This window comes from Halobellus marinus, from assembly GCF_032113415.1.
GTDB lineage: Archaea > Halobacteriota > Halobacteria > Halobacteriales > Haloferacaceae > Haloquadratum > Haloquadratum marinus.
The window spans coordinates 2,042,988-2,055,937 of record NZ_CP134946.1 but is presented as its reverse complement, the minus strand read 5'-3'; the positions used below and the strand labels follow the sequence as shown (position 1 = coordinate 2,055,937).

Sequence of the window (12,950 nt, the reverse complement as noted above, 5' to 3'; positions counted from 1 at the left end):
CCTCGAATGTCGACTCGGAGCCACAGCCAGACTAAACACGTTCTCTCTCGTACCCTCTGCTATGTCGATTACCGTAAAGTCGACAGACAAGACGGATACAGTGGATGTGACCGACGACGTCGCAGCCGAGGTCCCATCAGACCTCACCCGCGGCACCTGTACGGTGTTCGTCCAGCACACGACCGCAGGCGTCGTCGTCAACGAACCGGAGTCACGACTGCTGTCGGACATCGAAACCGCGCTCGGGCGGATCGTACCGGACGAGGAGCGATACAGTCACGACGAGATCGACGACAACGCCGCCGCGCACCTCCGTGCGATTTTCCTCGGCGAGAGCGTGACCGTCCCCGTCGTCGACGGCGACCTCGATCTCGGACGGTGGCAGTCGATCCTGTTCGTCGAGTGCGACGGTCCCCGGACGCGAACGCTGGAGGTCACGACGACCCCGGCGGTCAGCGACTGACGGTGATTGCAGCGCAGTCGAACAGAAACCCGACTAGCGATCCTCATCGAGGGAAACGGGTTGATGTGGGAGGTTTCAGAAGTCGCAGCGGCTAATCGTCCGCGACCGAGGCGGTCGCCGAGAGGTCGGGGCTGACTTTCGGCTGCTCCGAAATCCGCATCCACGTCAGTTCGCCGTCGTAGTGGAACGCCCGGTGATCCTGTGTCGGATCGACGACCGTCAAGGAGAGCCAGTGGTTGTCCAGCAGCTCGATCAGCTGGTCGTGTTCGGCGAGTACCGCAGTCACGCGGTCGACCGGCGCGTGGATGACAGTCGAGAGCCGGAGCGGCTGGTGGTAGGGCTCGTCGTCGGCGCTTCGGAGAGACTGCAGCGGCAGGCCCCCCATCAGATCGCCGCCGTTGCCCTGATAGACGCCGACGTTGCCGACGGGATTGTGCGTTACCTTCGAGCCACTCCCGTAGACGGCGTTGTCGACGGTCGCGAAATAATACTGCGTGTTGATCCACTGGGTAACCACCATCGGGCCGGTCAGGATCGCCGCCAGCGCGTCGCCGTCGGGATCGGTCCGCCAGTCGTAGGAATGCAGGAAGGACCGACCGTCCAGATCGAGGCCGTCGGTCAGCGAACGGGGTCCGACGACGAACCCGGCGTTTCCGGCGAGGCCCCACTCGGGCCGCGTCTCCGCCCAGTCGGCGGCACGACGCCGGGTCTCGCGGACTCCCGAGTCAGTCTCGGCGCCCATATCACCAGCCCGCTCTGCGGCCGCACCGGCGCGTGCGACTTCGAGGTCGGCACGCAGTTTTTCGATGTCGTTGGCGTGGGTCTCGGGGACATCTCCCGCATACAGTTCCACCTCGTCGGTCGTCGTGTTGTGTTCGCCCGCGAGGAATACCGTATCCTCCGGGACGTCGATCCCGCGCTCGCGGAGTTCACGCCTGACCGCGTCCTCGTTGCAGATTGTCGCCAGGACACGGGCGTTCGGGCCCCCGGGATTACCGGCGCACGCGCCGCAGTCGAGACTGGAATCGAAGGGGTTGTTCGCGGTCTGGCTGGCGTGCCCGGCGAAGACGAACACCCTGGCGAACTCCTCGATCCCCATCAACTCGAATGCCGTCGCGGCGTACTCGACCTTTTCGTCGAGCGTCAGGCCCGCGGGCAGGTCCCCTTCCGAGTCCGGATCGTGATCGACTGCCGGCGCACAGAAGTCCGCTTCGTTGGGGACGTGGGCGTCCTTCCTGTCGAGGAAGCCAGCGAAGCCTGCGGGACTTAGCGTCCGAACGGCCAGCGCAAGCCCGTATCCGACACCGGTGCTTTCGACGAAACTGAACGCCGTCGCGGCGTTGGACTTGAGGCTCTTGATCGCAGATTTTCCGACCTGCAGCGCGCTCTGCCAGCGATCGTACGCCCCCCGTGTCTCGTCGGTCGTCTGCTGCGGCCGGTCGCTGATCCGGTGTTCCGCCTCGAGGATCGGTGGACAGGCGTCCACGCTCACGTCCGAGTCGTACCCCGTATAGCGCATCGGAACCCCGAAGAAGCCGGCGTAGCCGTGGGTCTCGTAGTTGCCGGTGGATTCGATGTGACGCCGGATGATCTCAGAGCGCGTATCGATGCAGAAGACCAACTGCGCGTCCGGACGGTCCCCGCCACGAGCGTCGTCGAACGATGCACTCGCGTCGGTGAGCGACTCGACGAGTTCCGAGCGGTAGCTCGCTTCCCACGCGTTCAGCCAGACCTCGGGCAGCGGCACCCGGTCCGGATCCAACTCACCAACCTCTTCGACTTGTGGGGCCTCGCTCGGAGCGAGCGGTGCATCGAACTGGTCGGCGAGCACCAGCCGAACTGCGAGGTAGCCAGAGAGGGTAATCGGGTACGTCGACTGCCACTCGTCGCCGTCGGCCGCGCGCTGTTTGATGAACCCTGTCCACCCCGGAAGGCTCGCGAGGTGGAACTCGAAGATTTCTACCCACTGACCGACGGGGTAGTCGGTGAGACTGTCGCGAATCGCCTCGATGGGATCCGCCGGGAGCGTCGCGAGCGCGCGACTGTCGGGGATGTTGCCATCGTAGGGGGCAACGCCTCGGAACGCCTCGTAGAACCCCTGTTCGCGGGTCGGCATCTCCCACGCCGCACGTCCCTGATCGAGGAAGGCTGCCAGCCACTTCGTCAGGACAGCCTCGACCTGCTCCGTTTCGGGCGCCGCTTCTGACGTGCTGGTCGACTCTGCGGCAGCCAGCCGGTCCAGCGAGGTCTCCGGGTCCATCTCGTACCCGTTGGACCGAAGTTCCCGCTGCAACTCATACGGCTCAATCCGGCCGGCGTCCCAGGCGTCCCGGAACACGTCGGCGCTCGGGTAGCCGTCGCCACCGAGCACCTGTTCTGCGGCTTCGACGGCCTCGTGGAATGGCTGGTCTTCGAAGCCGGCCAGCGGGTTTGCCGTCACGAACGAGTGCAGCGGCCAGAGCGACCCCACCGATTCGGCCGCCGATTCGATGCTCTCCTCGATTGCGAAATCAGTACTCATTGTATTCCTCCGTAGCAGTCAGTAGGGTTTCGGCTGGTGGCTGGGTCGCGTTCACGAGCGCAACGTACAGGCGCCGGCTGCGTTTGTAGATCCCGGTCTCGATGGCGACGTACGCCACGACGAACGCGACGGCGACAAGTCCGTGGAGGACCGTCAACTCCGCCGGTTGCCCGACCGCGGGCAGCCCAGCCAGGAGCCCGGTGATCGCGCGGTAGACGGTGGCGTAGACCGCAACTGCCGGCAGCACGACAAGGGGGAGGGCTCCGTACCGGAGTGAGGTCGGAAGCGAGGCCTGTGTGACGACCTCGCGGCCAGCGTGGACCACGGTCAGGACGACGACGAACGTGAGCAGCAGTCCGCTGTCGAGTTTCGTTCCCTTGCCTGTAAGCGCGGCGAAGAGGCCGCCGCCGACCAGTGCGGTGAGACCGATACCGATCACGTCGACGGCGCCCAAGGCTCCCCACGATTTGGTCTGCCGGGGACTCTCGTGTTGGATCCGGCTTCCGGACACGAGGAACTGATAGGCCTTGTAGAAGCCATGGAGGATGAGGTGTGTGACAGCCGCTCCGAAGAAGCCGAGTCCGGCCTGGAGGATCATAAAGCCCATCTGCCCGATCGTCGAACAGCCGAGTTGGCCTTTGATGTCCGTCTGAACGGTCTTCAGGAGTTTTCCGCCCAGCGCACTCGCCGCTCCGATCGCGACGATGGCCAGCATCAGGCCGGCGTCGACGGTGACGACGGGCGCAAACCGCGTGAGCAGAACCCCGCCGGCGTTGACGAAGCCGGCGTGCATCAGCGCCGAGGCGGGCGTGGGGGCCGTCATCGACGAAAGCAACCACGTGTGGAACGGAAGCAGCGCCGACTGGATCATCGCCGCTAGCACCAGGGCAGCGGCAGCCGACAGCAGAATCGTCGACGGCGTCGTTGCGGTGGCGGAGAGGGCTCCGGAGATCGTCGTGGCCCCGGTTCCCCACCAAAGCACCGCGAGGGCTCCTCCGAGGACCGCGCTACTTGCCACGAAGTACCGACGCGCCAGCGAGGCTGCGGACTGCGCCTGTGGCCAGTTCTCGACGTGGCCGATCAGGTCGGCCATCACGAGCCCCATCGCAAGCCAGGCCAGGCCGAACACCGCCAGGTGGTCGGCTGAGACGAGAACCATCACCATCAGCGTGAACGCGAACACGCGGCCGAAAAACCGGTCTATCGTGCGACTGCCGGCCAGGTAGCGCCGCGAGTAGCTGTGGACGATCCCGCTGAAGAACGTGACGGTCACCCACATCACGACCGTCAGTCCGTCGACCTTCGCGAGGCCCGCTATCTCCCACCCACCGGTGTTTCGGAGAAACACAACCACTGCAGCACAACTCAGTATCCACAGCGTCCAGACGACTTTCGTCAGGACCGCTGGGACGCGTGAGTTGCCCGTCCGCGGGGTCGGAAGCTGTCCCACCGTCGTCGACTGCGTTTGTCCTCCCATCGTTTGATCCGTCTGCGACCGACAACTCCGCCCCGGATGATCTCGCATCCGGATAACGACTATCGGTCGCGATTACCAGAAATACGAACAGAACGCCTAATAAATCTATCTATATTACCAGAACGTTCTCCAAAACCAGATTATAGAACATTATGGTTTCGGGCGGTCAGTCGACAGTTCCCGAAACCGATAGCCGAATTGGATGGGTGCGTTTCCGAGGATCGGAGACCCTCACAGAGGGCTATCAGTCCATCACTGACGACTCGAAGTCACCAACGGCGTCTCAAGCCATAGCGGTCTCACAGGACGACTCTGTGAAATCAGAATACCGCTTCGTTCGTATTCTCCCGTCAGTAAATCATATCGTTACGGCGTTCGGGGTTCCAGTATGGAAGAAATCGCCGGGACGATCCTCGCCGGTGAATCGTTCGAGCCGGTTCGCGGGCGCGTGATGATCGACAACGGCCGCATCACGGCTGTCGAAGAGGCGGAGACAACGTCCCAGTTGATCATCCTGCCCGCGTTCGTCAACGCGCACACGCATCTGGGTGACTCGGTCGCGAAAGAGGCGGCCGTCGGCCACTCACTCGAGGAGGCGGTGGCCCCACCCAATAGTCTGAAGCACCGCCGGCTTGCGGCCGCGGATCCCGCAGAACTGGTGGCTGCGATGCGCCGGACGCTACGATATATGCAACGGACAGGTACGGTCTCGTGTCTGGATTTCCGAGAATCGGGAATCTCCGGTGCTCGTGCACTTCGGAACGCTGCAGAATCGGTCGATCTTGACCCGTTTATCTTCGGCTCCGGAGACGCGTCAGTTCTCGACGTTGCGGACGGATACGGTGCCAGTGGTGCCAACGACGACGATTTTCGCTCGGAGCGCGCTGCCGCCGCGGAGAGGAACCGGCCGTTTGCTATCCACGCCGGCGAACCGGATCCGACGGATATCGACCCCGCGCTCGATTTGGATCCTGACTTGCTCGTCCATATGGTACACGCGGAGCAGTCCCACCTCGACCGGGTTGCAGAGCAGGAAGTTCCGGTCGCGGTCTGTCCCCGTGCGAACGCCGTCCTCGACGTCGGCCGCCCGCCGATACGGGAGTTACTCGATCACACGACCGTCGCGCTGGGGACGGACAACGTGATGCTGAATCCGCCGTCGATGTTCCGAGAGATGGCCTTCACTGCGAAGCAGTTCGATGTGACCGCCCGAGAAGTGCTGCAGATGGCAACGAGAGCCGGTGCCGATATCATCGGCCGCGAGAGTGGTATCATCGCATCCGGGCGGCCGGCAGCGCTCGTCGTGCTCGATGGCGATTCGGACAACTTGACTGGTACGGCGGATCCGGTGGAGGCGGTGGTCCGACGGGCGACCGCGCTAGATATCGAGCGGGTCGTTGTCTAAGGGCTTTTCTCACGGGACGTTTCGGGATCGAATTTGCCGAAGGGTGTCGTCTCGTGACTCCGGACGAGGACCTCGTCGGCTACCGTTAGCCCCATATCGAGCAGTTCCTGTGCGACCGGAGTGATGTCGTTGTCCGATTCGCCGACCGCCGTCACGAGGAGATTCTGATCGCCGGTGACGAGCTCCTGAACCGAGACGACGCCGTCGATATCGAGGATGTCGGGCACGATGTCGCCGCGCTCGGGGATCGACGCTGTACAGAAAAGCAACATTCGGAGCGGGTACCCGGAGCGCTGATAGTCGACCTCGGCACTGTAGCCTTTGATCACCTCCTCCGATTCGAGCCGTTGGATGCGCTTGCGGACGGTACTGCTGGAGGTCCCGGTCCGATCTGCAATCTCCCCCGACGACATATTTCTGGCATCCTCCTGCAACGCATACAGGATCGCTCTGTCGACGTCGTCGATATCCTGATCACTCATAGGTGTATGTCCGCAGCACGGGTACTTTACCTTTGTACGTCTCCGAATCGCTCGGACTGATGGCTCTCTGCGTCGCCACCGTTTCGAGATCACACGATACACCAAAACGCCGGATCGGTCCGATCGAACCCTGCTGAATCAGAGGAATTAGGTATAGCAATCCTCAGTTCACTACTGGTGTCAACGGGAATTCCGAGACCCGGCGTGGTTAGCCGCCGAGACTGCTCAAGAACCCATCCGCGCTCTCTGCGTCTTCTTCCGGCTGTTCGTCGCCCCCGCCCTCGGGGGCGCTATCGTCATCATCCGCCACCGCTTCCTTCGATTCCTCGTTTTCTTCCGCCTGGGAGGGCGTCTCGACGTGACACGAAACGGAGGCCGACTCGCCGTTCTGGGTCGTTTCGACCGCCCATATCTGTCCACAGCCGAGCAACGTCTCCCAGTTGTCGCCGGCCTTGCGGTCGACCGACACCAGGATCTCGTCGGTTTCGGCATCGCGCCCGGCATATTCGATCCGGAGTAGTTCGCCGTACACTCGCAGTCCGGACGGCGAATCGAGTCGGGCCGGCGTCCGATCCGTCCGACCGTCGGGCCCCTCCACTACTACCTCGACGACCGGAACATCCCCTTCGGGTTGCTCTACTGTCACCTCCAGGGCGTTTTCCGTCACTTCTACCTCGGTTAGATCGATGAAGGAAGCCGATCGACCAGTGGCTTCCGCTACCCGTTGTCGAAGCGGTTCAAGCGGGACCCTGATAGTGTCGCGTCGTGGCATCTCTTGGAGGTTCTACAGCGGGGGGACGTATGACTTCTCCGGCACGGGACTTGAGCAGGCGAGATTCGTTGTCACCCGACCGAAGATCGACCAGCTGCCGGAATATAAATCACATACCGGTATATCAAATAGGTCTTGAAGGGTGGAGTCCCAGGGTACACTCCCGAACCGGAGTCAGCGAACCAAGAGCGATCTGGAAGGGAAAAAAGCGAGCGGAAGCTACCAGGCCAAGTCGTGCAGCCCAGTCAGGAGCCTGTCGACGTCCGCGGGCGTGTTGTACACGTGGAGCGAGGCCCGAACCGCACCCTCGGGTTCGGGGAGTGACCGGACGACGACGTCGTACTCCGTGCGGAGCCCCTCAACGATCGATTCGGGGTCGTCGACGCGAACGGTCACCAGCCCCGATTCCGGGTCCCGCGGGCTGATGAGCCGCCCGTCCGGAACGCCTTCGATGAACTGGACCGCGAGATCGCCGATGTGTGATTCGATCGTATCGAGCCCGATAGACCCGATCAGATCGACCGACGCCGAGAGTGCAGCGTAGGGAGCGGGGTTCGTCGTCCCCACCTCGAATCGCGGCGCCCCGGTTTTCAGCGTGTAGTCGACAGCGCCCGAGTCCTCGACGCTCCGGTATCCGATTGCGGACGGCTGGAGGTCGGCGACGACCTCGCTATCGACGTAAAGGAAGCCGCCGCCCCAGAGTCCGAGCATCCACTTGTGACTCGCCATCGCGACGGCGTCTGCACCCCAGTCGGTCACGTCGACGTCGTACTGGCCTGGGACCTGTACCGCGTCGACCAGGACAGACGCCCCGGCGTCGTGGGCTTCGGCCGTCAGTTCGCCCACCGGCAGCCGCGTCCCGTAGTTCCAGGTCAGTGCGCTGAGACAGACGAGATCCGCATCCGCGATTGCGTCGCGGTAGGCGTCGCGGTCGATTCGGCCATCGGTCGTGGGAGCAATCCGCACCTCACACCCGCGGCGTTCGAGCCGCTGCCAGGGAAGGATTCCCGCAGGGTGTTCCAGATCCGTCCGGACGATGACATCCCCCGGTTCCCATTCGAGTGCCGACGCGAAGCGGTTGATGCCGTCGGTCGTGCTCTGGGTCAGCGCGATCTCCTCGGTCTCGGCGCCGATGAAACTTGCCGCATCGGCGCGAACGTCATCGTACAGATCGAACGCATGCGGATAGGGACCCTCGTTGCTGGCTGCTTCCCATTCGTGGGCCTCAATCGCGTCCTGGGCAGCCTCCACGATCGGTCGTGGGGTCGGGCCGCTCGCGCCGGTGTTGAGATAGCGGACGTCGTCGAAGACAGGGACAGCGTCGCGGACCTCTGCAGGCGTCGTCATTAGATGCTGTTTTGCGGGGTCGGCACTTAGAGGCTGTCGACTGAGAGGCCGTGCTGACTGGAAAGCCGGCTCATCCGGAGTATACGCGCGTCCGGTGGTTCGAATCATCGCCGGCAGACCAGTCCAGAGCATAGACCACGCCGTCGCCGCTGTCGTGGTTAGCGACGATGAGTCGCTCCGCCGTTTGGAGCGCTCCGACGCTGCTGTTCCCGCCAGCGAAGGTCCACAGCGGTTCTCCAGTCTCCGAAGACACCAGATACACTGTCCCTCCCTGGCAGACGGTGAGGAATTTGTCGTCGACGTGACTGACAGTCTCCCGGGTGCTGAAAGTCCCGGACGTCTCGAACTCCCATTTTTGCGTCCCGGTTGAGAGAGTGAGGGCTTCGATGGTGCCGTGGTCGTAGATCAGAACCGTCCCTCCACGCAGAGCGGCCCCGGTTCCAGGTTCGTACGACCCGGTTTCGGAGTGCCATTTACAGGTCTGCGTATCCAGGGTGACCAGATGGACCGCGTCCGCTGCGCTGTCGAAAGTGACCGATTGAGCGACAACTGTCGCCTGAAACGTTCCGACAACGGCGTAGTCGTCGTTCGCTGCCAGTGGTCGGACGACGGGGAGCGTTCGATCCGGGGTGAACCGCCACTGCAGCGTACCATCTGTCGTATCGATAGCGACGAGCGAGCGGTCCCGACTACTCGTCACCGCGACTTCGTCGGTGAGAATCTGCCACGCCGGGTCGTCACTGTTCGTATATGGATTGACACCGACCCTTGGGTCGACGTCGGTGCTCCTCCACTGTCGAGTGCCGGTAGTGGTATCGAGCGCCACAAAGGCCCCGGGAGCGACCAACCCGCCGGTGTCGGTATCGACGGTGCCGACGCCCAAAAGACCGTGAGCCAACAGATCTGGAACCAACGCGTTCGCGTCCGAGACAGTCGTACGCCACAGTCGATTCCACGTCGACGAATCAACAGCCGTGACGGTATCGTCAGTCCGGTAGAACAGCGTTCGGTCGTCGACAACCGTATCAGAGAGGTCCGCACGCAGATCCCAGACCCGAGTCCCGGACTCAAGCGAGACTGCGACGAGCGTGACAGGGTCTTCGCCTAGCACATCACGCGACCCCTCCGAGACGATAGCGGCGTTCGAGGTTGTCCCCTCGATGGCAACCCGCTTCTCGAAGGTTTCCGCCCAGAATCTGTTTCCGGTCGCCGGATCGACGGCTGACAGTGACCGATCGCCGGCGACGAGCAAGGTTCCGTCCGCGGCCTCGACAACCTCCGGTCGGGCGCTCCCGACCGCCCCATCCGGTTCTGCTGCGGCCGCATCGTAGGTCCAGTGGATCGCGGGCCGGTCCCTAGCACCCATACGGCATCCATCCACGGAGACGCACAAATATATGCGGGTCGGAAAGACGTTGCTGAAATACCTGACATCCCGGGAGAGACCCGCTACCACGCCACATCCGGAGGCGAGCGCTTATGTACTCAGAGAGAGAATTATCGGGAACGTGTTTATTGGCCACGCCCTCCTCGCGTTCGCGCTTGCGGTGCTGTTTGCGGAGTGGCGAGGCTGGCCCGCCCGGCGTGCACTGACGCTCGGTGCCGTGATGGGCGCGTTTGCGGCACTCCCGGACGTCGACGTCGTGTACGCTGTCGTCGCTCTCGACGCCGGGCGGTTCCTCGGTAACGGGCTCCCGCCGTCGGCGTTCTGGGAGGCCGCAAACAGCGTCCACCGGTCGATGACGCACTCGCTGCTGATCGCGCTGGTGGCAGGCCCCCTATTCGGTATCTGGACCCTCCGCGGTCGGACGCCCAGAACCGTCGCGACTCGCTCTGTGGCGGCCGCCGTTCTCGTCGGAGTCGTCGGCGTCGCCATCGCCGTAAGCGGGCCACTCGGCGGAATCGTGATGGGCGCGTTCGTGGCCGTGGGCGTCGCCATCGCGGCGGCGACGCGTCGGGTGACGAACCTCTCGGCGCGAACCGTCGGGCTCGCGGCCACGATCGGCCTTCTCACGCATCCGTGGGGCGACCTCGTGACCGGACAGCCCCCACAGCTGTTGTACCCGTTCGAGACAGCAGTCCTCTCAGAGCGGATCGTGTTGCATCCGGACCCGACGATGCATCTCCTCGGAGCCTTCGGTATCGAACTGGCGACGATCTGGTTCGCCACGCTCGCGGTTGTCGTCGTCACGGACCGGACACTCTGGACCGTCACGGACGGCACTGCGGGGCTGGGAGCGACGTACGGCGCTGCCGCGTTCGTCCTGGTTCCGCCGACCCTCGACGTGTCGTATCACTTCGTGTTCTCGATCCTGGCGGTAGGCGCCGCCTGCGGCGTGCTCTCGTGGTACCGGACGAGGCCGAGGCTGCCGCCGGTGACGCGACCAGCGGCGGTTGACCTCGGCGCCGGCTTCGCCTACTGGGGGATCGCCCTCGCCGGAACGACCCTCGCGCTCGCCGGCTATGCGGCCGTGTACGCCGCGATGTGGCTCTGAAGCCGGGATATCGAGCGTCTCCGTCTACCTCGTGTGCAGAACTCCGTCTACCTCGTGGATGATACTCCATCCATACCGTGGCGATCTCCGTCTACGTCGGGGGCGATAGTGTACCAGATTCCCGACTCCGACCCGGCTGGCCGCGTTTCAAGAGGTGGTAGCAGCTCGCGACCGGTTCGACCCGCGCGGCGCTGCTCGCCGTTGGGTCTCCGAAAAATATCCGTGGGACGACGTCCGACGTTCGCTCGTGTACCCCTACCCGGGCGCCCGTCGAGGCGTTCGTCCGTGACCGTACAGGACAATTCAACGATACGAGTAAAAGTCTTGTGTATAATTCCGGGGGACGGGCCGGGGGCGCCCGTCGCTGAGTGCGTTCGATCGCGGTCCCGCACCCGGGGAAAGACAGGCGGCCGGGACGGAGTCGGATGATGGCGTCGGGACTCCCTGGTCGTCAAGTATAATAGGCCTGTTCCGAAAACTCACAGCAACTGTCATATGCAATATCTCTTTGTGGGGGCGGGGCAGGCGGGGACCCAGATCGTCGATCAGATATTCGCACACGACAACATCGACCTCCGGGCGGAGGCGATCGCGTTCAACTCGACGATCCAGGACCTCGAACGGCTCGACAACATTCCGCAGGAACGGTGGTACGGCATCTCGCGAAACCAGGGGCTCGTGGGCGGGACCGAACGAGGGTTCGAGGAACAGGTCACGGGCGGGTTCGGACAGACGCCGACCGCGTCCGACGAGGTGATGAAGCGAAACGAGGGCGAGGTCGGCCGCGTGCTCGACGAGGTGTACGCGGAACTGGAGGCGGATCCCTCGACGCTGCAGTACGCGTTCATCTTCCTGGGCTTCGGCGGCGGCACCGGCTGTGGGATCGCGCCGCATCTCGCCCGGGAGATCCGATCGTACTCGCCGTCGGAGATGGACATCATCGCTGTCGGTGTGCTTCCGAACACCCAACTGGTGGACGCGACAGGCTGGGAAGACGACGATGACGCTGGCGGCGGTCAGATCACCCAGTGTCAGAACACGGTGTTCGGCCTCGACAACCTCGAAACGGAGGTCGAGAGTATCGTCCTCGTCGACAACCAGCGGCTGGCGCTGGACGTTGCGCAGGGAAACGAGTTCAGCGACTACAACCGCTACGTCGCCGACGCGTTCCTCGACATCGTCCTCGGCGCCGAGCGGGAACGGACCGGCGGCGACCTCGACGTCCAGATGCAGGACGTCGATCTGCAGGACCTCGTCCGTTTCATCGACGGCGACGGGTTCCGTGCGGGGTACGCCACGCTCGGGCGCGGCGTTCGACAGACGGAGTCGCTACTCGGGTATCTCACCCCGGGGAAGATCGGTCGACGTCCGATACGGGAGACCGAACTGATCGCCGACGCCATCGACCGGCAGACCCTGGACGGGTTCACGCCGACCGACGCCGAAAGCGCCGTCGCAGTCGCGCAGGCGCCCGCCTGGTGCTGGAACGAAAAGGAGATCTCACTCGGTGCGGTCTACGACGAACTCCTGTACTACTGCTCGGATGCGAACGCCGGGTGGGCCGTGACGAAGCGCAATCTGGCGTCGGTGACGACAGCGTTCCGGTTCGAGCGGGAGAACCTCGATCGGATCGCGGAGATCGAACGTATCGCGGAACGGGAGGGATCGACGTGAGAGAAAAGGACACGCTTCGGTGGTGGCGCTCGCGGCCGAGAGCGACGCTTCTCGCGAGCACGATTGTGCTCGTCGTGGCCGCGGCCCTTCTGCTCCGGATCGGTGCGGGACCGGCAGCGGCACAGGGGACAGGCGACGCCGGGAACTTCGCCGCCCTCGTCGACCGCACAGAACGCAATCTGCGACTCGTCGCACGGATCAGCGAGGCGAACGCCGAGTGGATCAACCACCTGCGCGGCGTGGGCGCACTCGTGGGACTCGCGCTCGGAATCGGCATCGGATCGATCGCGACGTATCTGAACCGGAGGCCCTGA

The 12,950-nt window shown here is 63.9% G+C and carries 11 protein-coding genes; 5 read left to right on the top strand and 6 right to left on the bottom strand.

The genetic code is table 11. The annotated features are described in order from the left end of the window. Positions 1–61: 61 nt before the first annotated feature. The gene (locus RJT37_RS10305) at positions 62–463 is read left to right on the top strand and encodes a secondary thiamine-phosphate synthase enzyme YjbQ (RefSeq protein ID WP_313684155.1); all 402 of its coding nucleotides are present in this window, start codon (positions 62–64) and stop codon (positions 461–463) included. 91 nt (positions 464–554) lie between these two features. Here RJT37_RS10305 and RJT37_RS10300 read toward each other — a convergent pair whose 3' ends face one another. Together RJT37_RS10300 and RJT37_RS10295 are read right to left on the bottom strand one after the other, a co-directional pair. Continuing rightward, positions 555–2,984: a DUF2309 domain-containing protein gene (locus tag RJT37_RS10300; protein ID WP_313684154.1), complete on the bottom strand. Its 2,430-nt coding sequence runs from the start codon at positions 2,982–2,984 to the stop codon at positions 555–557. Beyond that, on the bottom strand, positions 2,974–4,461 hold the full coding sequence (locus RJT37_RS10295) for a proton-conducting transporter transmembrane domain-containing protein (RefSeq protein WP_313684152.1): 1,488 nt from the start codon (positions 4,459–4,461) through the stop codon (positions 2,974–2,976). The genes RJT37_RS10300 and RJT37_RS10295 overlap by 11 nt, the downstream gene beginning before the upstream one ends. 388 nt (positions 4,462–4,849) lie before the next feature. On the opposite strand from RJT37_RS10295, the gene RJT37_RS10290 reads away from it, so the two are divergent. Continuing rightward, positions 4,850–5,866 (top strand): amidohydrolase family protein, encoded by a 1,017-nt coding sequence (locus RJT37_RS10290; RefSeq protein ID WP_313684150.1) that lies wholly within the window; start codon positions 4,850–4,852, stop codon positions 5,864–5,866. On the opposite strand, the gene RJT37_RS10285 is transcribed toward RJT37_RS10290, so the two are convergent. From RJT37_RS10285 to RJT37_RS10270, 4 genes are all read right to left on the bottom strand, one after another. Then, entirely contained in the window at positions 5,863–6,348 is a 486-nt protein-coding gene (locus RJT37_RS10285) for an Lrp/AsnC family transcriptional regulator (RefSeq protein ID WP_313684148.1), read from the bottom strand. The genes RJT37_RS10290 and RJT37_RS10285 overlap by 4 nt on opposite strands. 208 nt (positions 6,349–6,556) lie before the next feature. Further along, a complete protein-coding gene (locus tag RJT37_RS10280) occupies positions 6,557–7,120 on the bottom strand; it encodes a hypothetical protein (protein WP_313684146.1) in 564 nt (187 codons plus the stop codon). 219 nt (positions 7,121–7,339) lie between these two features. Beyond that, positions 7,340–8,467, bottom strand: a complete 1,128-nt coding sequence (locus RJT37_RS10275; RefSeq protein ID WP_313684144.1) for an aminotransferase class V-fold PLP-dependent enzyme — start codon at positions 8,465–8,467, stop codon at positions 7,340–7,342. A gap of 70 nt (positions 8,468–8,537) precedes the next feature. After that, complete coding sequence (locus RJT37_RS10270) at positions 8,538–9,833, bottom strand: outer membrane protein assembly factor BamB family protein (RefSeq protein WP_313684142.1); 1,296 nt, start codon at positions 9,831–9,833, stop codon at positions 8,538–8,540. A 142-nt stretch (positions 9,834–9,975) separates the two neighbouring features. On the opposite strand from RJT37_RS10270, the gene RJT37_RS10265 reads away from it, so the two are divergent. The 3 genes from RJT37_RS10265 to RJT37_RS10255 all read left to right on the top strand — a co-directional run bounded on the left by RJT37_RS10265 (position 9,976) and on the right by RJT37_RS10255 (position 12,950). Further along, complete coding sequence (locus tag RJT37_RS10265; RefSeq protein ID WP_313684140.1) at positions 9,976–10,962, top strand: metal-dependent hydrolase; 987 nt, start codon at positions 9,976–9,978, stop codon at positions 10,960–10,962. A gap of 495 nt (positions 10,963–11,457) precedes the next feature. Beyond that, entirely contained in the window at positions 11,458–12,636 is a 1,179-nt protein-coding gene (locus tag RJT37_RS10260) for an FtsZ/tubulin family protein (RefSeq protein WP_313684138.1), read from the top strand. After that, positions 12,633–12,950: a hypothetical protein gene (locus RJT37_RS10255; RefSeq protein ID WP_313684136.1), complete on the top strand. Its 318-nt coding sequence runs from the start codon at positions 12,633–12,635 to the stop codon at positions 12,948–12,950. Before RJT37_RS10260 ends, RJT37_RS10255 begins: the two co-directional genes overlap by 4 nt.